Source organism: Hydrogenoanaerobacterium sp., assembly GCF_032017025.1.
In the GTDB taxonomy this organism is placed as follows: Bacteria; Bacillota; Clostridia; order Oscillospirales; family Ruminococcaceae; genus Hydrogenoanaerobacterium.
Window position 1 is genome coordinate 47,818 of sequence record NZ_DALZQO010000012.1, and the last position, 26,194, is coordinate 74,011.

At 48.7% G+C, this 26,194-nt stretch carries 26 protein-coding genes and 1 tRNA gene; 23 read left to right on the forward strand and 4 right to left on the reverse strand.

What is annotated here, in order from left to right:
* Positions 1 to 24 precede the first annotated feature (24 nt).
* From RTV33_RS08900 to RTV33_RS08935, 8 genes are all read left to right on the forward strand, one after another.
* Positions 25 to 720 (forward strand): AzlC family ABC transporter permease, encoded by a 696-nt coding sequence (locus tag RTV33_RS08900; RefSeq protein WP_312643552.1) that lies wholly within the window; start codon positions 25 to 27, stop codon positions 718 to 720.
* Entirely contained in the window at positions 720 to 1,055 is a 336-nt protein-coding gene (locus RTV33_RS08905) for an AzlD domain-containing protein (RefSeq protein ID WP_312643553.1), read from the forward strand. The genes RTV33_RS08900 and RTV33_RS08905 overlap by 1 nt, the downstream gene beginning before the upstream one ends.
* 128 nt (positions 1,056 to 1,183) lie before the next feature.
* Positions 1,184 to 2,257, forward strand: a complete 1,074-nt coding sequence (recA, locus tag RTV33_RS08910; protein WP_312643555.1) for a recombinase RecA — start codon at positions 1,184 to 1,186, stop codon at positions 2,255 to 2,257.
* Entirely contained in the window at positions 2,257 to 2,889 is a 633-nt protein-coding gene (locus tag RTV33_RS08915) for a RecX family transcriptional regulator (RefSeq protein WP_312643557.1), read from the forward strand. The genes recA and RTV33_RS08915 overlap by 1 nt, the downstream gene beginning before the upstream one ends.
* Before the next feature lie 28 nt (positions 2,890 to 2,917).
* On the forward strand, positions 2,918 to 4,252 hold the full coding sequence (gene rimO / locus RTV33_RS08920; protein WP_312643559.1) for a 30S ribosomal protein S12 methylthiotransferase RimO: 1,335 nt from the start codon (positions 2,918 to 2,920) through the stop codon (positions 4,250 to 4,252).
* A 1-nt stretch (position 4,253) separates the two neighbouring features.
* Positions 4,254 to 4,838, forward strand: a complete 585-nt coding sequence (pgsA, locus tag RTV33_RS08925) for a CDP-diacylglycerol--glycerol-3-phosphate 3-phosphatidyltransferase (protein ID WP_312643561.1) — start codon at positions 4,254 to 4,256, stop codon at positions 4,836 to 4,838.
* Positions 4,839 to 4,957: 119 nt separating this feature from the next.
* A complete protein-coding gene (gene cysS, locus RTV33_RS08930; RefSeq protein WP_312643563.1) occupies positions 4,958 to 6,355 on the forward strand; it encodes a cysteine--tRNA ligase in 1,398 nt (465 codons plus the stop codon).
* The gene (locus tag RTV33_RS08935; protein WP_312643564.1) at positions 6,352 to 6,783 is read left to right on the forward strand and encodes an N-acetyltransferase; all 432 of its coding nucleotides are present in this window, start codon (positions 6,352 to 6,354) and stop codon (positions 6,781 to 6,783) included. The genes cysS and RTV33_RS08935 overlap by 4 nt, the downstream gene beginning before the upstream one ends.
* A gap of 51 nt (positions 6,784 to 6,834) precedes the next feature.
* On the opposite strand, the gene RTV33_RS08940 is transcribed toward RTV33_RS08935, so the two are convergent.
* The 3 genes from RTV33_RS08940 to asnA all read right to left on the reverse strand — a co-directional run bounded on the left by RTV33_RS08940 (position 6,835) and on the right by asnA (position 11,700).
* The gene (locus RTV33_RS08940) at positions 6,835 to 8,490 is read right to left on the reverse strand and encodes a peptide ABC transporter substrate-binding protein (RefSeq protein WP_312643566.1); all 1,656 of its coding nucleotides are present in this window, start codon (positions 8,488 to 8,490) and stop codon (positions 6,835 to 6,837) included.
* A 42-nt stretch (positions 8,491 to 8,532) separates the two neighbouring features.
* Positions 8,533 to 10,614, reverse strand: a complete 2,082-nt coding sequence (locus RTV33_RS08945) for a glutamine synthetase III (protein WP_312643568.1) — start codon at positions 10,612 to 10,614, stop codon at positions 8,533 to 8,535.
* 72 nt (positions 10,615 to 10,686) lie between these two features.
* Positions 10,687 to 11,700 (reverse strand): aspartate--ammonia ligase, encoded by a 1,014-nt coding sequence (asnA, locus tag RTV33_RS08950; RefSeq protein ID WP_396327240.1) that lies wholly within the window; start codon positions 11,698 to 11,700, stop codon positions 10,687 to 10,689.
* 472 nt (positions 11,701 to 12,172) lie between these two features.
* Here asnA and RTV33_RS08955 point away from each other — a divergent pair, with 472 nt between their 5' ends.
* From RTV33_RS08955 to RTV33_RS08995, 9 genes are all read left to right on the forward strand, one after another.
* Positions 12,173 to 12,718, forward strand: a complete 546-nt coding sequence (locus RTV33_RS08955; protein WP_312643569.1) for a Chromate resistance protein ChrB — start codon at positions 12,173 to 12,175, stop codon at positions 12,716 to 12,718.
* 312 nt (positions 12,719 to 13,030) lie between these two features.
* A complete protein-coding gene (locus RTV33_RS08960) occupies positions 13,031 to 13,657 on the forward strand; it encodes a GNAT family N-acetyltransferase (protein WP_312643571.1) in 627 nt (208 codons plus the stop codon).
* 197 nt (positions 13,658 to 13,854) lie between these two features.
* Positions 13,855 to 15,246 carry a UDP-N-acetylmuramoyl-L-alanine--D-glutamate ligase gene (gene murD / locus RTV33_RS08965; protein ID WP_312643573.1) on the forward strand — a complete coding sequence of 464 codons (1,392 nt, stop codon included), beginning with the start codon at positions 13,855 to 13,857 and terminating at the stop codon, positions 15,244 to 15,246.
* Positions 15,247 to 15,320: 74 nt separating this feature from the next.
* Complete coding sequence (locus RTV33_RS08970; RefSeq protein ID WP_312643575.1) at positions 15,321 to 16,346, forward strand: M20/M25/M40 family metallo-hydrolase; 1,026 nt, start codon at positions 15,321 to 15,323, stop codon at positions 16,344 to 16,346.
* Positions 16,343 to 17,365 (forward strand): M42 family peptidase, encoded by a 1,023-nt coding sequence (locus RTV33_RS08975; protein WP_312643576.1) that lies wholly within the window; start codon positions 16,343 to 16,345, stop codon positions 17,363 to 17,365. Before RTV33_RS08970 ends, RTV33_RS08975 begins: the two co-directional genes overlap by 4 nt.
* Positions 17,358 to 18,122, forward strand: a complete 765-nt coding sequence (locus RTV33_RS08980; protein ID WP_312643578.1) for a GNAT family N-acetyltransferase — start codon at positions 17,358 to 17,360, stop codon at positions 18,120 to 18,122. The genes RTV33_RS08975 and RTV33_RS08980 overlap by 8 nt, the downstream gene beginning before the upstream one ends.
* A gap of 17 nt (positions 18,123 to 18,139) precedes the next feature.
* Positions 18,140 to 19,411, forward strand: a complete 1,272-nt coding sequence (locus RTV33_RS08985) for a methionine gamma-lyase family protein (RefSeq protein ID WP_312643580.1) — start codon at positions 18,140 to 18,142, stop codon at positions 19,409 to 19,411.
* A gap of 73 nt (positions 19,412 to 19,484) precedes the next feature.
* Positions 19,485 to 19,570 (forward strand) — tRNA-Leu (locus RTV33_RS08990).
* Positions 19,571 to 20,131: 561 nt separating this feature from the next.
* A complete protein-coding gene (locus tag RTV33_RS08995; protein WP_312643582.1) occupies positions 20,132 to 20,824 on the forward strand; it encodes a hypothetical protein in 693 nt (230 codons plus the stop codon).
* Between the two features lie 30 nt (positions 20,825 to 20,854).
* Here the strand turns inward: RTV33_RS08995 and RTV33_RS09000 are convergent, their stop codons facing one another.
* On the reverse strand, positions 20,855 to 21,097 hold the full coding sequence (locus RTV33_RS09000) for a helix-turn-helix transcriptional regulator (protein WP_312643584.1): 243 nt from the start codon (positions 21,095 to 21,097) through the stop codon (positions 20,855 to 20,857).
* Between the two features lie 103 nt (positions 21,098 to 21,200).
* Between RTV33_RS09000 and RTV33_RS09005 the strand changes: the two genes are divergently transcribed.
* The 6 genes from RTV33_RS09005 (at position 21,201) to RTV33_RS09030 (ending at position 26,036) form a co-directional block, all read left to right on the forward strand.
* Positions 21,201 to 21,716 carry an SLOG family protein gene (locus RTV33_RS09005; protein WP_312643585.1) on the forward strand — a complete coding sequence of 172 codons (516 nt, stop codon included), beginning with the start codon at positions 21,201 to 21,203 and terminating at the stop codon, positions 21,714 to 21,716.
* Between the two features lie 68 nt (positions 21,717 to 21,784).
* A complete protein-coding gene (locus RTV33_RS09010; protein ID WP_312643587.1) occupies positions 21,785 to 23,050 on the forward strand; it encodes an antirestriction protein ArdA in 1,266 nt (421 codons plus the stop codon).
* Entirely contained in the window at positions 23,005 to 23,265 is a 261-nt protein-coding gene (locus RTV33_RS09015; protein WP_312643588.1) for a hypothetical protein, read from the forward strand. Before RTV33_RS09010 ends, RTV33_RS09015 begins: the two co-directional genes overlap by 46 nt.
* Positions 23,266 to 23,352: 87 nt before the next feature.
* Positions 23,353 to 23,886 carry a DUF6550 family protein gene (locus RTV33_RS09020; protein WP_312643590.1) on the forward strand — a complete coding sequence of 178 codons (534 nt, stop codon included), beginning with the start codon at positions 23,353 to 23,355 and terminating at the stop codon, positions 23,884 to 23,886.
* A gap of 71 nt (positions 23,887 to 23,957) precedes the next feature.
* The gene (locus tag RTV33_RS09025) at positions 23,958 to 25,685 is read left to right on the forward strand and encodes a hypothetical protein (protein WP_312643591.1); all 1,728 of its coding nucleotides are present in this window, start codon (positions 23,958 to 23,960) and stop codon (positions 25,683 to 25,685) included.
* 18 nt (positions 25,686 to 25,703) lie between these two features.
* The gene (locus RTV33_RS09030; RefSeq protein WP_312643592.1) at positions 25,704 to 26,036 is read left to right on the forward strand and encodes a DUF3852 domain-containing protein; all 333 of its coding nucleotides are present in this window, start codon (positions 25,704 to 25,706) and stop codon (positions 26,034 to 26,036) included.
* Positions 26,037 to 26,194 lie beyond the last annotated feature (158 nt).

A 26,194-nucleotide genomic window follows, 5' to 3' on the forward strand; every position in this document is an offset into this window, starting at 1 on the left:
GAAGATGTAACAGGAGAATTTACAATGAACGAAAAAAGAAAGGCGCTCAAAGCTGCGTTTCCGCATACCATTCCGGTGCTGACGGGTTTTTTGTTTTTGGGCATTGCCTACGGAATTTTAATGAATACAAAAGGTTACGGTGTGGGCTGGACGGTGCTGATGAGTGCCGTGGCGTTTGCGGGCAGCATGCAATATGTGGCAATTACGCTGCTTACCACAGTTTTTGACCCGATATATGCACTGCTCATTACCTTAATGGTGAATGCGCGCCACTTGTTTTACGGTATTTCTATGCTCGAAAAGTTCCAGGGGACGGGGCGCTTTAAGCCTTATCTTATCTTTGGTTTGTGCGACGAAACCTTTTCTATTCTGTGTTCAGCCGAGCCACCGCAGGGGGTAGACCGCAATTGGTTTATGTTTTTTGTTACCTTGCTGGATCACGGGTATTGGGTGCTGGGCTCCGCACTGGGCGGCGCCTTAGGGCCAATGATAAGCTTTGACACCAAAGGGCTCGATTTTGTTTTGACGGCGCTGTTCGTGGTAATCTTTATCAACCAATGGAAAAGCAGTAAAAAGCATACACCCGCCGTAATTGGTGTGGTGTGCTCGGCAATATGCCTGGTTTTGTTTGGGCAAAGCCACTTTATGATTCCCGCAATGCTGTCGATTCTTGCGGTTTTAACTCTGTTTCGAAAAAAAATTGAACAGGAGGCGGTGTGATGACGCTTACCTTTATGCAAACGCTTGGCATTGTCGGTGCGGTTACCCTTGGCACGATGGTTACGAGGTTTTTACCCTTTTTCATCTTCCCCGACAGTAAAAAAACATCGCCCTACATTACGTATCTCGGTAAGGTGCTGCCCTATGCGGTAATCGGCCTATTGGTGGTGTACTGCCTCAAAGGGGTGTCGTTTACCACAGCCCCCTTTTCCATCCCTGAGGCTATTGCAATTGCCTGTATTGTGCTGCTGCATATTTGGAAGGGCAACACCCTGCTCAGCATTGGTGCGGGCACGTTGGTTTATATGCTGTTGGTGCAGCTTGTATTTGTATAAAAAGCAGGCGTAAAACAACGGCGTTTCCTTGCAATTGCAAACCGTTTCATATATAATTAATCTAGTTGTAATGACGAGATAAACATTTGTTCTTTTATAGGGATGTTTGTCGGAAGGGACGGAAACAAATGGCAGTAGATAAACAAAAAGCACTGGAAACGGCGCTCAGTCAGATAGAAAAACAATTTGGTAAGGGCGCGGTGATGAAGCTGGGGCAGAACTCAACGCTGAACGTCGAGGCAATCTCCACCGGCTCCATCTCACTTGATCTTGCACTTGGCATCGGCGGTGTTCCACGTGGCAGAATCGTAGAGATTTACGGGCCGGAGAGTTCAGGTAAAACCACCGTTGCACTGCACATCATTGCAGAGGCACAGAAAAACGGCGGCGAGGTTGCGTTTATAGACGTAGAGCATGCACTCGACCCCGTTTATGCAAAGGCACTGGGCGTTGATATTGACGCACTGCTGGTTTCGCAGCCCGATACAGGCGAGCAGGCGCTGGAGATTACCGAGGCGCTGGTGCGCTCGGGTGCGATTGACGCAATTGTAATTGACTCGGTTGCGGCAATGGTACCGCGCGCTGAGATTGAGGGTGAAATGGGCGATGCCCATGTGGGCTTACAGGCGCGCCTGATGTCGCAGGCACTGCGTAAGCTCACCGGTGTCATTTCCAAATCCAACTGCGTTGCACTGTTCATTAACCAGCTGCGTGAAAAAGTGGGCATTGCCTATGGCAACCCCGAGGTAACTCCCGGCGGGCGGGCACTGAAATTCTACTCCTCGGTTCGCATGGATATTCGAAGAATTGAGCAGTTGAAAAACGGTACAGAGGGTATTGGCAACCGCACCCGCGTCAAGGTTGTGAAAAACAAGGTAGCACCTCCGTTCCGCGAGGCGGAATTTGATATTATGTATGGCACCGGTATTTCAAAAGAAGGCGAGGTTCTCGACCTTGCCGTAAAGCTTGAAATTATCAACAAGAGTGGTGCATGGTTTAGCTACGGTGAAACCAGGCTGGGGCAGGGCCGCGATAATGTCAAGGAATACATGAAGGCCAACCCCGAATTTACAGCCGATATCGACAAGCAGATTCGCGCAAGGGCGGATGAGCTTGTGATGGTGCGCGGCGGCGGAAAAACTACCGGCAAAAAAGGTGCTGCGGCAAAGCAGGTCGACCTTGATGTGGAAGTTGAAGAATAATGCTGATTACCGCGATTGAAAAGCGAAAGGGAACACGCTGCGCTGTTTATGTAGACGGGGAATATGCAATGATGCTGGATGCCGAGATTATTTTTAATGTGGGGCTCAAGGCAGGCAAAGCAATTGACCGAAACGCATTACTCGAGCTGCAAAAGCAGTCAGACCTGCGCCGTACCCGCGAGCGCGCGCTGTACCTGCTGGGCTACAAAAGCCACACCAAAAAAGAGCTGACCGATAAGCTTACCAAAACCTCCGATGCGGACACTGCCGCTGAGGTTACAGGGCGTATGGAGGAGCTTGGGCTGGTGAATGACGAGGATTACGCCGAGCGCTACGCCAGGCAGCTGGCAAACAGCAAAGGGTATGGCATGTCGCGCATTCGGCAGGAGCTTTACAAAAAGGGTGTCGACAAAGAGCTGATTGAAGATACCCTGGAACAGCTTGCGCAAACGGTGGATGTAGACGAGAAAATCACTGCGATTATTGAGCGGAAATATGCGCGGTATTTGGGCGATAAAAAGGGCGTTGACAAAACAATCAATGCGCTTATCCGCCTTGGCTACCGCTACGACGATATTCGCCGTGTGCTGAATACATTTGAGATACCGCAGGCGGATGACTACGACGAATAAAATTGTAAAAGATAATGGAGATAATGGAATGCCGATTAAAGTAGGAATGGTGTCGTTGGGCTGCACCAAAAATCAGGTTGACGCGGAGATTATGCTGTCGCTCATCACAAAGCAGGGTTACGAGCTGTGCGGCGATGCAAAAAAATGCGACGTGGTCATCATCAACACCTGTGGGTTTATTGAGGACGCAAAGCGCGAATCGATTGAGAACATCCTCGAATTCGTGGGGCTCAAGGAGCAGGGCAGGGTGAAGGTTGTAGTGGTGACGGGCTGCCTCGCCGAACGCTACCAGATGGAGGTTGCGAAAGAGATACCCGAGGCGGACGTGGTGCTCGGCATCGGCTCGAACAGCCAGATTGCCCAGGCGATTGAAAAAGCCATGCAGGGGCAGAAGGTGTATGAGTTTGCCGACAAAAATAAGGTGATACTCAGCGGCGAGCGTGTTATGACCACCGCACCCTACACCGCATACCTCAAGGTTGCCGAGGGCTGCGACAACCGCTGTACCTATTGCGCCATTCCCATCATCCGCGGCGGCTTTCGCAGCAGGCCGATGGAGGATGTGCTTGCAGAGGCAAAAACACTTGCTAAAAACGGCGTGAAGGAACTCAACGTTATTGCACAGGACACCACCCGTTACGGCAAGGATATTTACGGCAAGCTGATGCTGCCCGAGCTGCTTGACAAGCTTTGCGAGATTGAGGGGCTGCACTGGATTCGTATTCTTTACGGCTACCCCGATACCATTACCGATGAGCTGCTGGATACCATGGCGCGCCAGCCCCAAATTTGCAAATACATTGATATTCCGCTGCAGCATGCGAGCGGCAACATCTTAAAGCGGATGAACCGTCGGTTTGACCGCGAATCGCTCACCGCACTGATGAACCGTGTGCGCGAAAAGATAGACGGCGTAACGCTGCGTACCACGTTTATCACAGGCTTCCCCGGTGAGACCGAGCAGGATTTTGAAGATCTTTGCGTGTTTATCAAAGAGGTGCAGTTTGACCGTCTCGGCTGCTTCCCCTACTCGGCGGAGGATGGAACCCCTGCTGCGGAGTTTGGTGAGCAAGTTGATGACGAGGTGAAACGCCGCCGCGCCGATATTATTATGGAAGAACAGATGGGCATTATGGAAGCCCGCAACCGTGAGAAAATTGGTAAAACACTGGAAGCGCTGGTGGAAGGCTTTGATAAAAAGAACAAGCTGTACTACGGCAGAACCGCCGCCGATGCCCCCGATATTGACGGCAAGGTATATTTCACCAGTGAGACAGCGCTGCAAGCGGGCGACTTTGTGATGGTTACCATAGAAGATGTCATAGAATATGACCTTGTTGGTCACACACAGGAGGCGAATTGAATTGAATCTGCCAAACAAACTTACGGTGCTGCGTATGGCGCTTGTTCCGGTGTTTTTGGTGTTCATGCTGAGTAACGGAATTCCGCAGAACTATCTGTGGGCGCTTATTATCTTTGTAATTGCGTCCCTTACCGATTTGCTCGACGGCCAAATTGCCCGTAAGCGGGGGCTTGTCACCGATTTCGGCAAGTTTATGGATCCGCTCGCGGATAAGATCCTTGTCATGGCGGGCATGATCTGTTTTGTGGAGCTGGGCTATGCACCTGCGTTTGTAATTGTTATTATTTTGGCACGCGAATTTTTGGTTACCTCGCTGCGTCTGGTTGCGGCGGGCAGCGGTATTGTTATTGCTGCCGACAAATGGGGCAAATACAAAACCGTGTGCCAAATGATATGGATCATTTACACCATTCTTGTAATGTGGCTGTTGATGAATTCAGGCCTTGTAAGCCCGAGCGATCAGGGAATGTGGGTGACTCTGCGACTGCCCGCCGATGTACTGATGTGGCTGTCGGTAGCTCTCACCGTCATTTCAGGTGTCAACTACGTTTGGAAAAACCGCGGCTGTATCAACACCATGCAGTAACCGGCTGAGGTAGTTATTTTGTGGTTCTGCGGGGTCCGCCCCCCTTTTGATAGCGCTTAAGGCAGAATGCCGGCCCGTGGCAGGGCACTCATTCTAATTCAATCTTCGGAGGAACATAAATGAAAGTATACAATACGCTGACAAGACAAAAAGAAGAGCTCATCCCCATTACCCCGGGCGAAATTAAAATGTACGCCTGTGGGCCTACCGTTTACAACTTTATCCACATTGGCAATGCACGCCCTATCTGTGTATTTGACGTGTTGCGCCGTTATTTGGAATACCGCGGCAACCAGGTTACCTTTGTGCAGAACTTTACCGATATTGACGATAAGCTGATTAAAAAAGCAAATGAAGAGGGCATTACTGTAGCAGAGGTTGCTGCCCGTTACATTGAAGAGTATAAAATTGATGCAGAGGGTTTGGGCGTGCGCGAGGCTACCCACCACCCCAAGGCGACCGAAAATGTTGATGAAATCATCAGCATTGTGCAAGAGCTGGTGAATAAGGGCTTTGCCTACGCGAGTGGCGGCGATGTGTACTTCCGCACCAAAAAGGACCCCGGCTACGGCAAGCTTTCGCATATGCCGCTCGAAGAGCTGGATTCGGGCAACCGCATTGATATAAGCGATCAAAAAGAGGACGCCATGGACTTTGTGCTGTGGAAAGCGGCAAAACCCGGTGAGCCCGCGTGGGAATCGCCGTGGGGCAAGGGCCGCCCCGGCTGGCACATTGAGTGCACCGCAATGATTCGCAAATACCTTGGTGAAACCATCGACATTCACTGCGGCGGGCAGGATTTGATTTTCCCACATCATGAGAACGAGATTGCGCAGGCAGAGTGCTGCTCCGGCAAGGATTACGTCCGCTACTGGATGCACAACGGCTACATCAATGTGGATAACCGCAAGATGAGCAAATCGCTGAACAACTTCTTCACCACCCGTGACGTGGCAAACCAGTTTGGCTACGAGCCAATCAAGTTTATGATGCTGCAGGCGCACTACCGCAGCCCCATCAACTACAGCCTTGAGGTGATAGAGCAGTGCCAGGCGGCACTTGCACGCCTGCATACCTGCCGCGACAACCTCGATTTTGCACTGAAAAATGCAGTGGATGAGATTGGTGCGGGTGAAGCAGAGATGAAAAAGCAGCTGGAAGCCCGCCGCGAGCAGTTCATTACCGCGATGGACGATGACCTGAACACCGCAGACGGCATTGCTGCACTGTTTGATATGGCGCGCGACATCAACACGGCCATTGCCGAGCCGCGCAGCAAAGATTATGTAACCTTTGCTGCAAATATCTTTGATGAGTTGACCGATGTTCTCGGTTTGCTCTACAACCGCAAAACCGCCAGCATTGACGCTGAGGTGGAAGCGCTGATTGAGCAGCGACAGGCTGCGAGAAAGAGCAAAGATTTTAAAACTGCCGACGAAATCCGCGATAAGCTGAAAGATATGGGCGTGGTGCTGGAGGATACACCGCAGGGCGTAAAATGGAGCCTCGCTAAATGATTCGGAGAATCAGCATGCTGGATGTTCCGCGTGTCATGGAGATCTGGCTGAATGCCACGATACAGGGGCACCCGTTTATCTCTGAAGATTACTGGTACGGCAACTACGATACCGTCAAAAATGCCTGGCTTCCCTCGTCCGACACCTATGTGGATGAGCGGGATGGCAGGGTGCTCGGCTTCATCAGCGTGATTGACAATACGTTGATCGGTGCACTGTTTGTGGAATATGAGCAGCAGGGCATCGGCATAGGCACCGCACTTATTAATTACGCGAAAGCTCTGTACAGCGCTCTTACGCTCGAGGTGTACAAGGAGAACCGTAGTGCAGTGCGGTTTTACCGCTCCTGCGGGTTCACTGTTACCGACGAAAAAAAGGCGGAGGACAACGACCATATGCTGTATGTAATGGCCTGGAAACAGAAATAGACCAGAAATAGACGCAACAAAGCCCTCTCCAGATGGAGAGGGCTTCTCTTTTTACCTTCGTGCTTCGGAAGCACGGGCATGCTTGAAAAACACCTTGTACGAAAACGGTGAAAACTGCAACTGCTCTACATTAGGCGAAGCGGCATAATACGAGGTTTCAAAGGCGAGGGGTAAATATACTGCGTTGTCCATCAGCATGCGCTCTGCCTGCTTGTAAAGCATTGCGGCTTCTGCAATGTCCTCGGCAACCATGGCGTCGGTGAGGGTCTTATCAAACAGCACATCCGAATATCCGGTGATATTCAGGTTGGAATAACCCGAAAAAGTGTTCAGCACAGCATCGGGATTGTTTCGCCCTGCGGTAAGCGGCACCAACGCAAGCATATAATCGCCGCTGCGTACCTTGGCGTTAAGCGAATCCATAGGCATCGGCTCCAGATTGATGAAAATGCCCAGTGCCTCCTGCAGTTGACGCTGCAAAACACTCAGCATGGCGGCGAACCCCCCGGTATCGGGGCAGATGATGGTGGTTTTTGAAAGCTTGCTTACTTCCAGTTCAGAAAGCCCCTCTTGCAGCAGTGTCTTGGCAAGCGCAGGGTCTCGCTCGGTGCGCAGGTTGTCCCCCGCAATTTCGCGGTAGGGCTTGTCCAGCATGGTTACCGCAGACGGAACAATTGCATGAGCAGGGGCAAGGTTTCCGGTAATAAAAGGCGCGAGCTCATCTGTATCCATCGAAAGCATCAGTGCACGGCGTATTTTCTGGTTGCCGTAGGTGTTGGTGTTACAGTTGAATGCCAGCCCCCACACGGTGTTTTCAAAACTGTAGATGGAATCGCTGTTTTCGGTTTTCAGCAGTTCCACATCACTGTAAGTAATAGGCGCTGCATCAGTTTTACCGGTATAAAAGCGTTCCAGCAGCTTTTGTGTGCCGGTTTGGAGCACGGCACCCGGATCATCCGGATCCGGTTTATCATCAAATTGGAAGTAAAGGTCTACCCCGCCGGCAGTAACCGGTGTGCCGGAACGGTAATCATCGTTTACCCGCAGGCTCATCCGGCGCTGCTCGTCAAAGCTTTTGATGATAAACGGGCCGTTAAACATCAAATATTTTGGCTCTAAGCCGTAACGTCCCTTGGTGGAACGAAAAAACTCTTCGTTGCAAGGCATTGCTGCGGCTGAGGTGACGATCTCAGCAAAAAATGGGTTGGGTGTTTCCAGAGTGACGACAAAGGTGTAGTCATCCTTGGCAGCAACCCCCAGTGCCGAAGCGTCAAGCTCACCCCGCAAAATTTGTGGGGCGTTTCGCACGCACAGCAGGCTGGAAGCACTTGCCCCGCCTGTAACAGGGTCGACAACACGCCGAAACGCAAAGACAAAATCATGCGCGGTAACGGGTGTTTTACCGTCACTCCACATAGCGTCGGTGCGCAGCTGAAAGGTATAGGTGAGGCCGTCTTCCGAAACTTTATAGTCGGTGGCGACGCCGGGCACCAGTTCGCCGTTTTCGCCCTGTCGCAGCAGTCCTTCAAAGGTGTTTTCCACAACCATCAGCGATTCGCTGGAGGCGGCAAGCTGGGGGTCGAGCGAGCGCGGCACACTGGTCAAATCGTACTTTACAATGTAACCTGTTTTATCTTTTTTGCCACAAGCAGTAAAGCCCGTCAGCAGTAAAACTGCTGCAAGCAAGGCAGAGATTAGTTTTTTCACGCTCTATGTACCCCCTTTCCGAAAGTTGGATAAAGCCGAAAATTAAACGCGATGAAGCAAATCGGTATAAGTGGGCATTGGCCAGTACTGGCAGCCCATAATCGTTTCCATTTTGTCGCAGCTTGTACGCAGTGCATCCATAGCGGGCAGCACATGGTCTCGCATTGCGGCTGCATGCGGTTTGTGAGCGGTAATGCCCTGTGCGGTGCTGTAGGCTTGTTCCAGCGCGATGATGTTTGCCTGTATTTGAGCAAGCAGCTCATTAAGCTCTGCGAGGTAATTTTGCACCGCGGCTGCACTGAGCCCGGCAGCGGTCATGGCATTGTAAGAGGCGGCGGTGTCACCCGTGTATTTGATGCAGGCGGGGAAAATCTGGCGCTTGGCCATTTCCAGCATCGTAGATGCTTCGATACAGACCACCTTGCAATAGTTTTCGAGCATGATGTCGTAACGGCTGCGGCACTCCAGTTCGGAGAAGACACCGGTGCGCTCAAACAAGTTGATGTTTTTGCAGTCGATCATCGCCTCAATGGCATCCACAGTGTTGGCGAGGTTGGGCAGGCCACGGCGTTTCGCTTCTTCCACCCATTCGGCGGTGTAGTTGTTGCCGTTGAAGATGACAGCGCTGTGATCGCGCACTGTTTCTGAAATAATCGCCTTCAGCTCGGTGTCAAAATCATCAGACTGGGCGAGGCGATCAGCGTAATCGTGCAGTACATCGGCAACCGCGGTGTTGAGCATCACATTGGCAAGTGCAATCGACTGCGACGAGCCCACCATACGAAACTCAAACTTGTTGCCTGTAAATGCAAACGGCGAGGTACGGTTGCGGTCGCTGTCATCCCGTTTGAGGTTGGGCAGGGTCTCTACTCCCATTTGCAGTGAAACCGTAGCGGGTACGTCGACATGTTTGCCGCAGGCAATGTCGGTTAGAGTGTGTGTGAGCTGTTCCCCCAGAAAAACAGAGATAATTGCAGGGGGCGCTTCATAGCCGCCTAAACGGCGGTCGTTGCCCGCACTGGTGGCAGAAAGGCGCAGCAAATCGCTGTAATCGTGCACTGCGGTAATCACGGCGCACAAAAAGGTGAGGAACTGCACATTCTCCCACGGGGTTTTGCCCGGATCGAGCAGGTTAAGCCCGTCATCGGTGGAAAGTGACCAGTTGTTGTGCTTGCCGCTGCCGTTTACCCCTGCAAATGGCTTTTCATGTAGCAGGCAGGCTAGTCCCAGTTTTTTTGCGGTGAGCCGCATCATCTCCATGGTGAGGTGGTTGTGGTCACACGCAATGTTCGCGCTTTCAAACACAGGTGCAAGCTCATGCTGCGCGGGCGCAGCCTCGTTGTGTTTGGTTTTGGCGGTTACGCCAAGGCTCCACAGCTCTTGGTCGAGGGTCTCCATAAACTCCGCCACACGCAGGCGAATTCTGCCGCAGTAGTGGTCATCCAGCTCCTGCCCTTTGGGGGGCTTTGCGCCGAACAGCGTTCTGCCGCAAATTTTAAGGTCCAGTCGCTGTTCATACAGCTTGCGGTCAACCAGAAAATACTCCTGTTCCGCGCCCACTGTGGGAATAACACGGTGCGAGGTGTTGTTGCCAAACAGGCGCAGTACGCGCAAAGCTTCGGTGGAAAGTGCCTGCATTGAGCGCAGCAGGGGTGTTTTCATATCAAGCGCCTCGCCGGTGTAGGCGCAAAAAGCGGTGGGAATATACAGGGTATGGTCGCGGATAAAGGCAGGCGAGGTGGGGTCCCACGCGGTATAGCCGCGTGCTTCAAAGGTGTTGCGCAGCCCACCGTTTGGGAAGCTGGATGCATCCGGCTCGCCCACAACAAGGCTTTTGCCCGAAAACTCAAGAATCACCGAGCCATCACCGGCCGGTGTGAGAAAGCTGTCGTGCTTGCCTGCGGTAATGTTGGTCATGGGCTGAAACCAGTGGGTGTAGTGGGTTGCCCCATTTTCAACCGCCCAGTCCTTCATCGAGCCCGCAACCACTTCTGCAATAGCAGGGTCGAGCGGCGTGCCTTCGCGGTTGGTGTGCTTTAGGCTGTCGTAAACACGTTTGGGCAATCGCTGGCGCATCACCTTGTCATCAAACACCTTGCTGCCGAAATTCGCAATCATATCCATAATATGCCCCCAATTAGTAAGATTTCTGTCAAATGGGTATCTTGGTCAGTGCCGGTCAGCCGCTTGCACCGCCTACAGCAGATGGATGCCGTTTGCTTCACACGCGCTCGCCATATCATCGGGCCAGACAGAAGCCTGAACCTCGCCGATATGTGCCTTTTGCAGCAGCAGCATGCAAAGGCGTGACTGACCAATACCGCCGCCCATGGTGAGGGGCAGCTCGCCGCCGAGCAGCATTTTGTGAAACGGCATTTCGCGGCGTTCTTCACAGCCCGCAAGGGTAAGCTGACGGCTAAGCGCCGCCGCATCCACGCGAATACCCATGGAAGAAAGCTCGATTGCACGGTCTAGCACAGGGTACCAGATAAGCAAATCGCCGTTGAGATCCCAATCGTCGTAGTCGGGTGCTCTGCCGTCGTGCGGCTTGCCGCTGCGCAGCTTGCCGCCAATTTGGGTAATGAACACCACACCGTAACGCTTGCATATTTCGTTTTCGCGCTCTTTCGGGGTGAGCTCGGGGTACATATCCTCCAGCTCCTGTGAAGAGACAAAGTGCACATCCTGTGTGATAAAACAGTCGAGCTGCTCAAAACGTGCGCACAGTTTTTTCTGTGTGGCAACAATTGCCGAGAGAATATCACGGACGGTATGCTTGAGAAAATGCATGGTTCTGTCCTCATCCAGAATCACCTTTTCCCAATCCCACTGGTCAACGTACACCGAGTGCAGGTTGTCGAGCTCTTCGTCACGGCGAATCGCGTTCATATCGGTATACAGGCCGGTTTCAGGCTTGAAACCGTAACGTTTGAGTGCCATGCGCTTCCATTTGGCAAGGCTGTGTACAATAGCCACATCTGCACCGATATCCTTGATGTCAAACTGTACGGGGCGCTCCACGCCGTTAAGGTCGTCATTTAGTCCGGTTTCTGGGCGCACATACAGCGGCGCGGAAACACGGGTGAGCTCTAGCACAGCGGCGAGCTCGGTTTCAAAGGTATCCTTCACCAGCTTAATCGCTTTTTCAGTATCCATAATATCAAGCTTGGCAGGATATACCTGCGGGATCATAAGGTTTTCAATTGACACGGTTGATTCCTCCGTTTCGATTCTTTGCAATATAAAATAAAGTTTATTTTACAATTCTATTTGCGGCAGATCGTGTGCTTATGGCAAAATAAGCGCTAAAAATCAAGTAAAGACCTACCGCTTCGCATCCTTAATAATATCATTTTTGGCACTTAATTGCAATGTTCGCAAAAAGCGTTGTATAATGTTTGTAGCAGTATACCACAAAGCAAGAACGTGCTGCACTTTATTTAGATAAATTAACATTTCAAGCTTTGGCAAAAGCCCGCTTAATCGCAGTGTTTAAGGAGGTAGCTGTATGGCTGAAAACCTGCTCCCGGCCACAAAGCCGATTCCTGTTTTTTCGTGCTGTGGCACAAAACTATAGATTGACTTTTTTGTATCACCTGTTACAATGAAAGAAAAGAAATTTGGGTACTGCGAGCAATTGCTCATAGGCAAACCGGGTCTAAAATCGAAAGGGGGAATTGCTATGGCAACAGCAAGAATACGCTGGATTGCACTCAATTATAATCTGCCCATCAATCCCTCAAAAAATAGAGTATATGTATGGCGCAAGCTGAAGGATGTTGGCGCTGTAGCGGTGAATCAAGGCATTTCACTGCTACCCAAGGGCAGTAAAAAGGTGAGCGAGCTGGTATTGCTCTGTGAAAAAATAAAAAGCTTGGGCGGCGAAGCTGCTATTATTGAAATGAACTTTGTCAACCAAAAGGATGAGCAGGCGATGATTGCGCGGTTTGAACAGCAGAGCGAGCAGGAGTACAATGACCTGATTGCAAATTGTGACAATCTGCTGCTCAAGATTAAGGCGAGGTCATCCAAATTGGATGAAGCGACCTCCGGTGAGATCAAACGCCTTGTCAGGCAGTACGGCAGAGCCAAAAGCCGCAATCACTTCGGCGCATCTGCCGAAACCGAGATGGAAAAGCGCATCGACCGCATTTTCGACCGCTGTGTAGCGGATGCGTCGGATTTTACCGGGCAGCTCAAAAAGCTGATTGATAAGGCTAAATTTTAACAAATCTTGTATAATTTTAATATGAATATGAACAAACGCCAAAAGGCAGAGCAAGAACGTGAAATAAAGAGGAAAACAATGGTTTTCTGCCTGCAATCTTAAAAAGACTGTGATAAGCATTCGCTTATCACAGTCTTTGCTACATTTCAGCAGTTTGCAGATGGCATGTACGCGGGAGTATAATAAAATTATCCAAAGAACAACCACTCCGGCAAAAACACAATTAGGGGTGGAATTTATGCCATAGCCATACTTACCTAATCATACAACAGGCAAACACATTTTTTAATGATGATAAAGGTGAGTGAAATCGTGAAAACCGAAAGTTTATACCGGGTAGACAGAAAAGACGAAGAGAAGCTGAAACAGTTGTTGACTGAGTGCTTTCGTGAAGACCCGCTCTACTGTCAATTGATACCGAAACAAGAAATAAGAAACAAAATTCTGCCGGATATTTTTAGTTGTGATTTGGATGAGATGTTTGAAAACTGTGAGATTTATGCAGACAGCAAGGATGTGAACGGTATTATTGTTGTATCGGACGAAAGCGAGCCGTACAACCCGATCAAATACTACGCCACCGAGGTTTTTTATGCACTGAAAACAGCAGCATACCTCATTAAAGATGACCCGAGCATGCAAACGTTCATCAACTTTATGAAGGGCAAGAGCTACCTCAATTCGGAATGGACAGAGGGAATCAAGCAGGAAAATCGTCTGCATATCATTTATTTTGCGGTGCGGCCGTCCATGCGCGGCAAAGGCATTGCAAGCAGAATGATGAGCTCTGTGCTGGAATACGCCGATAAAAACAACATGACTACGTCGCTTGAGACACATAATGTAGAAAATGTGCATATGTATGAGCATTATGGCTTTAAGCTGTTTGAAACGGTGCAAAAAAACTTTAAACTCAAGCAGTTCTGTATGGTAAGATGAAACTGAGAAACTGCTGCCCAAAAGGCAGCAGTTTTTTTGTCGCAATGCGGCGGTAAAACAGGGCAGTTTCATTACTTGGAGGGAAATAGGGCTTTTTTATGCGGTTTTATTGATATTTCGCCATTACAAAAGTATAATATAGGAATGTGCAAGATTAATTTAAGGCGGCGCACCCTGCCGCAGAGGTGGTTTACAAAATGGACAGTAAAGTGAAACGTTTTTTTGACACGCTGCAAAACAAAAAGGTAGCGTTTATTGGTGTGGGTGTAACCCACACCAGATTGATTCAAATGATGGCGGGCAAGGGTATTGACTGCACGCTGTGCGACAAACGAACAGCAGAGCAGCTTGGTGATGTGGCGGACGAGCTGAAGGCCTGCGGGGTAAAGTTTGACCTTGGCGAACGCTACCTTGACGGCCTAATGGCATATGACGTTATTTTTCGCACCCCCGGCATGTACTACAACAACGAAAAGCTTACCGCGGCGCGCGAAGCGGGCAGGGTGGTCACTTCTGAAATGGAGGTGTTCCTTGACCTGTGCCCCTGCAAAAAATATGCGGTAACCGGGTCGGACGGCAAAACCACCACCACCACGCTTATAGGTGAAATGCTCAGCGCACAGGGCAAAACCGTGCACATCGGCGGCAACATCGGCAAGCCGCTGCTGTGTTATATAGAAGAGATTGCACCCGACGATTGCGCGGTGGTAGAGCTTTCGAGCTTTCAGTTGCTCTCTATGCGTCAGGCGGTGGACGTGGCGGTGGTCACCAACGTTGCCCCCAACCACCTGGATGTGCATGGCACCATGGAGGAATACATTGGCGCGAAAAAGCACCTTGTGGTACATCAAAATGCGTTTTCCCGCACGGTGCTGGGTGCAGATAACGAAATCACCCGCAGCTTTGCCGAGCTTGTGCGCGGCGACCTGCGCTGGTTTTCGCGGCAGGGCGCAGTGGAAAGAGGGGCTTTCCTCGATAGCGAGGGTTACCTTTGCGCGGCGGGGGAAAACGGTGTTACCCGTGTGGTGCACCGCGATGAAATTCGCATACCCGGCGTGCACAATATTGAAAATTACCTTACCGCGATTGCCGCTGTGTGGGGAGAGGTTTCGCCCGAAAACATTGCGCTGGTGGCGCGGGTGTTTGGTGGCGTGGAGCACCGTATTGAGCTGGTGCGTGAGTTGGATGGCGTAAAATGGTACAACGACTCAATTGCAAGCAGCCCTACCAGAGCCATTGCGGGGCTAAACTCGTTTTCGCATAAGGTGATTCTGATTGCGGGCGGTTACGATAAAAAGATTCCGTTCGAGCCCCTTGCACCTAAAATTGTTGAAAAGGTAAAGCACCTGATTTTAATGGGCGATACCGCAGATAAAATACAAAGTGTAGTACTGGCATGTGAGGGCTACAACCCCGAAGCACTTTCGATCTACCATGTGGACTCAATGGAGCAAGCTGTTGCGAAAGCAAACGAGCTTGCAGTACAAGGCGATATTGTAACGCTTTCGCCCGCCTGTGCCAGCTTTGATCAATATGCGAACTTTGAGCTTAGGGGCAGGCACTTTAAAAGCATTGTTAACGCTTTATAGCGTTTCTCGCAACAAACCAGAAAAGCAAGCATTGGCAACTGATGTAAAATAGCACCATGAGGGGGATAAACGCAATGGATATAAAAGAACTTACCCTACAGCTGGCGGCCGCTGTAGGTGTTTCGGGTGCAGAGAACAACGTCACTTCATTGGCGGCTGACATTCTTGCCCCGTACGGAGCCGTACGGATCGACAACCTTGGCAACCTCATTTGCAGTGTGCGTGAGGCAAAGCAGGGTGCGCGCCACTATATGCTCGATGCGCATATTGATGAGATCGGTATGATTGTCACCTACATCGATTCGGATGGCTTTCTCAAGGTGAGCATTGTCGGCGGAATTGACCGCCGGCTGCTGCTCGCCTCTGAAGTGGTGGTACACGGCAAACAGCCGCTCACCGGTATTATCTGCTCTACCCCGCCGCACCTGCAGGGGGACGGCGAAAAAAAGAACCCGAAAATAGATGATTTGTACATCGACATTGGTATGAACCGCGAGCAGGCGCAGGCGGCGGTATGCCTTGGCGACCGTGTCACCATCAAAGCGCGCAGCCGTGAGATGCTTGGCGACCTCATCACGAGCAAAGCGTTGGATGACAGAGCGGGCTGTGCCGCGGTAATTCGTGCCGTGCAGCTTCTGGCGGATACCGACCTTGACTGCGGTATTACACTCACCCTCACCACGCAGGAGGAAACTGGCGCGGCCGGCGCTAAAACAGCAGCGTTTTCTGTCGCACCCACCCATTGCATCACGGTGGATGTCAGCTTTGGCTACACCCCGGACGCGCCCCGCCACAAATGCGGTGACCTCTGCAAGGGCCCAATGATTGGGATTGCACCGATCCTCAGCAAGCATATGAGCGACCGTATGATTGAAATTGCGAAAGAATGCGGCATTCCCTATCAGCTTGAGGTGATGGGCGGCACCACCGGCACCAACGCCGACGGAATTGTGCCCAGCGGCGCGGGTGTTGCTACAAGTTTGCTCTCCATTCCTCAACATTACATGCATACGCCTGTTGAAAAAGTGAGCGTAGGCGATATCGAGAACACCGCGAAACTCATTGTAGAATTTATCAAAACGGAGGAGGCGCACAAATGATTGATTTAATCGAGCGCCTGAGCCTGTTAAAAGGTGTTTCGGGCGATGAAGCCGCTGTGGCGGAGTTTATTATGAAAGAAATTGACGGGCACTGTGAGTACCACATCGACAATGTGGGCAACCTGCTCGTGTTGAAAAAGGGTGCAAAGCGCCCCAAGAAAAAGGTGCTGCTCGCTGCACATATGGATGAAGTGGGGTTTATTATCACCTACATTGACGATAGCGGGCTGCTTAAGTTCTCAACCGTGGGTGGCATTGATTCGCGCGTCATTATCGGTAAATCGGTGCTGGTGGGTGACAACGGTGTGTACGGCGTAATCGGTGCGCGCCCGGTGCATTTGCTGGAGGCTGCCGAAAAAGACAAGGTGATTGAGACCGATGCCCTGTATATCGATATCGGTGCAAAAGATAAGGCTGAGGCAGAGCAATATGTACGCATGGGCGACCGTGCGGTGTATGACAGCGACTTTGTCCACTTCGGTGACGGAATGATTAAGGCGCGTGCGCTGGATGACAGAGCGGGCTGTGCGATTTTGATTGACATGATTAAAGGTGAGCTGGAATATGATACATGGTTTGCCTTTACAGTACAGGAGGAAATCGGCACGGTTGGGGCAAAGACAGCAGCATTTGCAGCCGACCCTGACTGTGCAATTGTGGTGGAAACCACCACAGCGGGTGACGTGGGCGGCGTACCCGACGCAAAAAAGGTGTGCTCGGTTGGCAAGGGGCCTGTTGTAGGTTTTATGGACCGCGGTACCATCTACGATAGCGGGTTGTATCAATTGGCGATGGAAATAGGCAGCAAAGAGAATATTCCGGTGCAAACCAAAGAGGGCGTGTATGGCGGCAACGATTCACGCTCCATTCAGTGCTCGCGCGGCGGTGTGCGGTGTATTGCGGTATCGATGCCCTGCCGTTACCTGCATTCACCCTCCTGTGTGTTGAAAATAACAGATATAGAGCACACAAGAGCTTTGGTGGCAAGGCTGAGCAGGGAGATGTCTGCCCTTGATTAGGCTTGCAGATGAGGTGATATGCACACAATCGGTATACAATGCCAGGATTTATACACAATGGATTGCGTATAAAGACTTGCCCAACCCGCCCTACTTCTACCGCACCGAGGAAGGCACCTTGCTTTCAAACTGTGACGGTGTGCTCACCATAGATGACAAGCAGTTTGACCCCGCCGAGCTGCGCCAGTTTATTCGTATGTGCGGCTGCCATACAGTGGTGTGTGCAGAGCCGGCAGCACAGCGGCTGGGGCTTCGGGGCGATTATACCGCCGCGACGGTAATGTGCTACAGTGGCACGCAGGTGCAGCCCACCAGACAGGTAGAAACTGCTCCAAAGCTGGACCACGTTTTCCCACTGCTGCAAGCCACATTTGAAAACATGCAAAACGCGGTATTTGAACTTTGGTATTGCGATATATCATTGAAAATACGCCGTGAGCTTGCCTATGTCTATGGCATCTACAATGACGGTAATTGTGCCCAAAACGGGCGGGAGGTACCTACATTGGCGGCTACGGCGGGCGTATACTACCAGAACCCGCAAACTGCGGTGATCGGTTCGGTTGCGACAATACCCGAGCAGCGGGGAAGAGGGCTTGCAACCGAAATTTTAAAAACGCTGATTGCACGCATTCAAAGTGACGGGCGTTTACCGCAAATTGTGGCGCTTAACGAGAGTGCCGGCCGGCTCTACCGCAGGCTGGGCTTTGAGGAAACCGAAAAATTCATTGAAATAAAGCTGCATCAAGAATATTAAAAAATAAGGATAGAAACATGGAACAAAACTTTTTTCAAATTGATTCGTATTTAAAGGAAACAGCGAAACAGGCGGAGACAAAATGTGCGGCTCGCTTTGCAGAGATAGATGAGATTGCCGAATACAATCAGCTTAAGGTGTTGTCGGCATTCAATCGTCAGGGAGTGAGTGAAACCCATTTTGCAGGCAGCACCGGCTATGGCTACGGTGACCGCGGCCGTGAGGTGCTTGATGCCGTATTTGCTGAGATAACAGGGTGCGAAGACGCATTGGTACGGCACAATTTTGTGTCGGGCACGCATGCACTCACCACTGCGTTGTTTGGTGTTCTTCGCCCCGGCGACGTGTTGCTTTCCATCACCGGTGCGCCGTATGATACCATGGAAGAGGTCATCGGCATCCGCGGCGAAAACACAGGCTCACTCAAAGATTTTGGTGTGCAGTACCGCCAGCTCGACCCATTACCCGACGGTACGCCCGACTACGAGAAGATGGCAGAGGCGGTAAAAGGCGTAAAGGTTGCGTACATCCAGCGCTCACGCGGGTATGCATTGCGCCCCTCGCTGCGCATCTCCGAAATTGAAAAGCTGTGTAAAACGGTACGTATGGGCAACCCCGATGCAATCATTATGGTGGATAATTGCTACGGTGAGTTTGCTGAGGAGAGGGAACCCACACAGGCGGGTGCAGATCTTATCATCGGTTCGCTGATTAAAAATGCGGGCGGCGGCATTGCGCAGACCGGCGGGTACATAGCGGGTAGAAAAGACCTGGTGGAGCTTTGCGCCTATCGGCTTACCTCGCCGGGTATGGGCAAGGAGGTTGGCTGTACGCTGGGGCAGACGCGCAATATGTTTATGGGGCTGTTCTTTGCACCCGATGTAGTGGCAAGCGCGCTCAAAACCGCGGTGTTTGCGTCGGCATATTTTGACCTGCTCGGGTACGAGGTGTACCCGAAGTACGATGAACCGCGTACCGATATTATTCAGGCGGTGACGCTGGGCAGCGATACCGGTTTGGTAGCATTTTGCCAGGGCGTACAAAAAGGTTCGCCGGTAGATGCGTTTGTACAGCCTGAACCGTGGGAAATGCCGGGCTACGAAAGCCCTGTCATTATGGCGGCAGGCGCATTTACGATGGGGGCGTCTATCGAGCTTTCTGCCGATGGCCCAATTCGCGAGCCTTATGCGGTGTGGCTACAGGGCGGGCTCACCTACCACAGCGGTAAGATGGGTATTTTACTTGCAGCGCAATCGATGCTGGATTGCGGTGTTATCCATACAAAATAGTACAATCTACAGGAATTCTCGCAATTGCACTTGACGAAACATGGTGTTCTATGATAGAATAACTCTTGCAATTGCGGATGTGGCGGAATTGGCAGACGCGCTAGATTTAGGCTCTAGTGGATTACCCCCGTGAGTGTTCAAGTCACTTCATCCGCACCATAAGAAATGGTAGTAAAAGATGTCATCGGCAGAAATGCCGATGACATCGCTATTTACAAGCATTTTTTCTCAAAAAATAAGCGTTTTTTTGCAAGTCATTTTCGTGGATGTGAAAACTTCGATTTTCGGCTGTCAGTGTATTTGAACTATCACGATTTTGCACATAATAAGCTCCAAAAGCACAGTACATAGTGGCAAAATAAAAAGTAACGCCCTTTTTTGAGAGTGCTGAAAAACCCAGTGTTTAAGCCACTTTGTTGCACCCTGTGTAAAAGGGCGCCACTCATAACAATCGAATAAAATATAAGTAAGGCCCTGATTTCAATAATAAGAAATCAGGGCCTTTTTTGCGTTTTAGAAGAAAGGAACTAAAATCAATGAATATAACCTGAAATACAGCTGTTACCCCTCACATATATGGGTAGCGCCCTTTTTAACCAAAAGATTTAACGAGGGTTTCAAAAAGGCGCTACTTCAAATTAAGGCCAAGTCTATGGAGAAATCCAAAGACTTGGTCTTTGTTTATTTCCACCCCAAATTAAATCGAAAGGAATGAGAACAATGTCACGTAGCTTTATGTACGGCACGAGATTACAAGAAATGGAACAGATGATGATGTCTGTTCCTAATTTTTTACCGAGAACGAAAGGAATGTTTATCATAGGACAGAAAACAATTGACGAAAAGGAAGAATTCAAGAGGTGTATCTATTGCAGTGAATACAGCAAGGGCGGCTGCCGAAGGTTACAGTGCCCATATCTTTTGGAGAGAGCAGATTTTGGTCAAATCGGATATGCTGATTTTATCAAGGATAGCTTTTGGGACTCAGATGACTTCTTTTTCAAGAAACGACTCCGAGGTTTGTTCCGCAGCTTCACCGGCGAATGGTTCATGTCCTCCTATCACAAGGATAGATATTTATGTCTTGCACAAGGTAGCGCCCTTTTGCAAAGCACAAAGAAACAAAACCTTGCACTGCTGTATTTACTGACAGCCAATGAACAGCTTTGGGATAGAGCAAAAGATCACATCTATCCAAACAAAATTGCACTATCGGAAATCACTCTCACCGGCATTAACACAACCTGTTATGCGTTATTTCAAGCAGCCAAAACCATTGCAAGCGGTAAGCTCCACATCAAGGAAAATGAGCTTGCCGATAAAACTCTGATTGGTGAGGTTGCCTTTAAAACCATTATACAGGCTTTCTTAATTGAGAGATATGGCGATGAGATTATGACTGTGAATCAGTAAAAAAGAGCCTGTCGAAAGAGACTCTTATCGTTACTTTGAATAGGTCATTAAATCACTGATGTCGCAGTCTAAAACAAAACAGATACGAGTCAGCACATCAACATCCATACGCTCTATGTTTCCGTTGTACCATTTGTCAGCGACCTCAAAACGAACATCAGCAAGACGAGCTAAAGCACTGCGTGTTAAGCTCTTCTTATCCATGATTTCCTTAATATGAAAGGATATTTTGCCATAGTCTTTTATCTCAAAAATAGAATTTGCGTTACTCATATTTCTCACCTCTCTATAAATAGTCTATCTGAATTTGTTACGCTTGACTATTTACACATATATAGATACTATGTATATAGTATTATTTGAAAGGAAAGATAATATGCAAACAAAAGAACATTCACTCTGTTTCACCGGTCATCGCAGTGAAAAGCTACCTAAGACAGAGCAAGAAATGGAGCATCTGAAACGAAAGCTTTTAGCTGAAATTGACAATGCAATCGAAAACGGCATTGATACCTTCTATATGGGAGCCTGCTATGGATTTGATTTACTTGCTGCCCAAATGGTGCTACGAAGGAAAAAGGTCATTTCACTGAATGAGCCAAGACAAAAGCCACTCAAACTTGTAGCAGTGATTCCATTTGGGGAGCAAGCTTCTCGATGGAGCGAGAAAGACAGAGAACTTTACTTTGACTATACTCTGCCCTACTGTGATGAGGTCGTTACACTAAATACGCACTACAAGCAAGGCTGTTACCATGAACGCAACCGATATATGGTAGACCGATGTAGCAAGATGATTGCCTATTATGACGGTGGATCAGGCGGAACAGCGTACACAGTAAACTATGCAAAAACAAATGGTTTGGAAATCACAAATCTATATGAAAGCTAACGCTTAGAGTCACTTCAATTTGAAGTGGCTCTTTTTTATAGCCTAAATCAGAAATGGAGGAACAAAAATTGAATATTAGAATTAAAACAAAAGACAGCACCACAGGTTTTACAATACCTTGCAGTGAAGAACAAATCGACAAGCTTTGTGAGGTTCTCGGTATCTCCAATAACAGTCAAGCTGAGATAACAGTCGATAGTGTGTATATGGATGACAGAGCCAATGCTCTACTCCAGAACAAGACTTTTAATCTGGACAAACTCAATTACCTTGCCAAAAGACTGGACAGCTTTGACGGAAAGGAAATGACCACATTCTATGCAGTAGCTTACGGCGAACAGATTGAAGATATTGACAGCCTCATCAATCTCACCTTTAACACCCACTGTGCCAGAGTTGTGAGCGATTTCAGCGACCTTGACGCCATAGGCAAGAGTATGTACCTCGTAGAGCGTGGCGGCGTGACTATGGAGGAATTAAACCGACTGAATGGCGAGGAATATTTCAAAAAGGTGCTTGCCGATAACCCTAATCCGTTGGTAATCCCATACGGCATTATTTACAAAAACAAAAATGAGTTTGAACAGGCCTATGACGGCACCCATTTCCCCGAATATTACTGGGAAGAAAATATGGGAACCCTCACGCTGAGCAAGGATGGCTTTGCGGAATACCTCTATCTACCCTATGCGGAAACGGAGCTTACCAAGGCATTGGAACGATTGGGTGCAAGAGATGTTTCCGAGTGCGAGATCACAATGGACAGCAGCCTATTTAATGATGAGATGAAGAATATCCTAAAAGCCTTACCGAAAAACAGTCAAGAACAGCTTGACGGCATCAATCATATTGCCAAGAGAATTGCTGAAATGGGTAGTAAAGAAATGCCATATTTCAACAATCTTACAGGTGATTTACAGCCGCAAACCATGAAAGACCTTGATGCAATTTTCGATAGTGCCTATGAATTTGAAATGTTCGATGGAATTTATAATGCAAAGGACTACGGCAGATATATGATCTGTGATAGCGGCCACTTTGAGTATGATGATAACTTAGAGGAATATATCGACTTTGAACGGTACGGCAGTCAAAGACTGAAATGTGAAAACGGCGCATTTACAAGCGCAGGATATCTTGTCTATCATGGCTATAACCAAGATCTCGCTGAAATGCTTTCTGAGATCGGTATTGAAATTTCGTCACAACAAACACAAACTCTCAAGCTGTATATGCCACTCAAAGGCAGCACCTACTATCCTTGGACTATGGCGATATTTATGATAAAATGGATACAATCCTTGGACTTTACATTGAAAATGGTTACCATGTGAAATTTGCAAGCGATACCACCGAGGTGCAATTTAAGGTGTGGAATCTCAATGTAGATATTGAAAACGCACCACTTGCCGCAGCAGATCGTGAGGGAAACAGATTTAAGGTAGATAGTTCTATCATGCTCGAAGTGCCTGTTTCCTTTGGTGGAAAGTTATTGGCACCTATGAGAATTAAGGTGAAAAACAGTGCCGGGTACACCCCTATATTTTAACTTTTCCTTAACTATCATCTTTCAGTAGCTATTATTTGCTTTGTGTGGTAGTGTTTGCCTTAACAAAAATACAGGAGGAAAAACCTTATGAAAAATATAACAGATAAAACCAAGAAAAGACTTGTAATAACAGGTGGTCTTGCCATCAGTGCAGTGCTTGTAATCCTTATTTCAGGAGCATTTAGAACTCCTGCCACTGACGATGTGAATATTCTCGACAGCAGCACTGAACCCCAAAGCATTGTGGTAGAAACACCCGATACCACAGAAAAAGAAAATAAAATTGTGGTCCCCGACATCGAAATCCCACAGGAAACAGAAAATACACATGGCAATGACAAGGGCACCGACCAAACAATTCAATCTGACATCCCCCAAAAGCCTACCTATACCGCGGAAGAACTTACTAACCCAGAGCAGAAACCGAATAGAGAGAAAGTGGATAAACCTACTGAGGAAAACCCCACTCCTCCGCAGACACAGGATAAGCCCGCAGAAAAGCCAAACAATCCAACCGGTGGCTTGCCGGGCTTCGATAATGTGCCTAATATGGGCGATAACCAAACCATTAAAGGTGACAGCGACGGAGATATCAATAAACAAGTCGGCATTATGGACTGAATATATATAATAAGCTAAGAAAAATGCGCTGCAGTCAAGCAGTGCATTTTTCTTTGTGGAAAGGAGATTAGATGAAAAAAATTCTAACAGCACTCTGCCTAACCCTTGCCATTGTTTGTAGTTTTTCTGTCCCTGCTTTTGCTGTGGGAGATGGAAACATTGACGGTGGCGGCGGCGATATGGAAAGCGGCACAAGCACCAATGTGTGGTCACTGGGTAACGAAGGAGTAAGAGTAACAGTGGTAAAATCAGACACCCACACTGCGGTTACTACACCCATAGATATCAGTAACCGCACACCAAGCTCCTCAATATACAACTTTGGTAAAGTAAGCAAGATTCAATACAGCAATGGTAAGGCACTTTCCCCGCAACAAGGTGGATATACTTGCATTAATCCTGTACAGGCTATGCCAAAAATTATAAGCACCAATGGTAGCAACAACATTGATGCTATAAAGAAATATTTTTGTTCTGAATACACAATTAAATTAATTGCCAATCAGACAGGGATGAACTACGATGTGCTCATCAGTGGTAAATACAAGTTGTTGATAGAGCCATTTGCCTTTTATAAGTTTGAGGGTGTTATGGTTTTAACAACAGCAACCGAAGCGGCTATCTATGATGAGCAAGTCAGTGGTCTGCTTCGCAGACGAATGGCATCATTATCTCATAAGAACCTACCTCTTGCCATGTTTCTCGAAGTATCTGACCTCGGCTATCCTGCATGGAGTGGCAGTACCACTAAAACTGTATCTAATGCAGATATCAAGTCCTCTCTCGGTCTTGGCATCGTCAGATTTACCGAGCAGCCCGAAAAGCCTGTGGTGTCCTCCTATGACTATGAATATCGAGTAAACACCGAGGTCATCACAGCTGTAACTGTCAGTGGTGGGCAGTCTGATCCCGATAATCCTACAACAGTTAGCTTCAGTATTGGAGGTAGAACCTATAATGTGGGCAATGTCTATTACCCCGATGGCGATAGTCAACTTGCTTGGGTAAAATGGACTACCCCGGCTACCGAGCAGGATATGGTTACTAATGTTTCTGTTCGTGGCCCGGGTGGTACAGATAAAACTACTATCAACTACAAGATTGTTGACCTTGATAAGAATCCACCTCCGAACCCTGTTGCCGATGATCGTAACGATAGCTTCTGCCAAGAATCTGTCCCTACAAGGGCAGAAAAGAAAAGAGCAGATTGGTCGGTGTGGCGTCCGTGGTGGCAAGAGTACTGGGTGGACAGAGGTCATTGGGAGTCAGATGATTGGACGGATAGTGAGGGCAATTCCCATTCAAGCAGTTATTGGGTGTCAAACTGGGTAGATGAGGGATGGTGGGAGTTTGATTTGAACCGCTACTATGCTTCCTTTTCTGCCAATATGAATATTACCTGTGACAGCAAAAATCCAACAGCCACAGGCTCTACTATGAAAAGTGGATATGGTATCAACCAAAAGGTGTCGGCATCGGTCAGCACCAACCAGTCCTCAGCAGTTTCCAAGCCACAAAATGCTGTCAGCTATTTCCCAGAGTTTGGCTACAAGACCTACTGGAGATTGCTTGAAAGAATGAGCGGTGGCAGCTTTGAGTTTAAGAAAAATAACTACTCCACCTACAAAAACAGAACCCACTTCACACCTGTGTGGTTTCCAAACGGAAACTATGAGGTGAACACTTGGGTAATTGATAGTTGGACACCCGTGGGTATGCTTTCATCTAACCTAACCAACACATTAAACATCAGAGGATCTGTTTGGGATGACTGGCATATCGGTCCTCTGAACCCTTAAAATGAAAGGAATAAATGTATGACAAAAAACAAAAAAATAGTATTCTGCATTGTGATTGCAGTGATTGTGTGCCTTGCTTTTAGCACCACAGCTTTTGCTGCGGGGGATGTTGCCGGAGCCATTGAGGGAACTTGGAATGATGCTTCAGGGCAGATTAAAACCGTAGTAAATAAGGTTGTATTCCCTGCAATCGACCTCATATTGGCAGTGTTTTTCTTTGCCAAATTGGGGATGGCGTACTTTGATTATCGAAAAAGTGGTCAGTTTGAATGGACTGGCCCAGCAATTCTATTTGCTTGTTTAATTTTCACGATTACCGCACCGACTTATATTTGGCAGATACTTGCATAAGGACGGTGGAAATAGAAAAAGGACAACTAATCTTAAGCACAAATAGTCTTTATGGGCTTATATCACATTACGTAAGATTCATACAAAAAAGATGCTTGCAAAACAATGTAGCCAGCAGGCATCTTTTCTTTTTAATTTAAGAAGATTAAGTTCTTCTC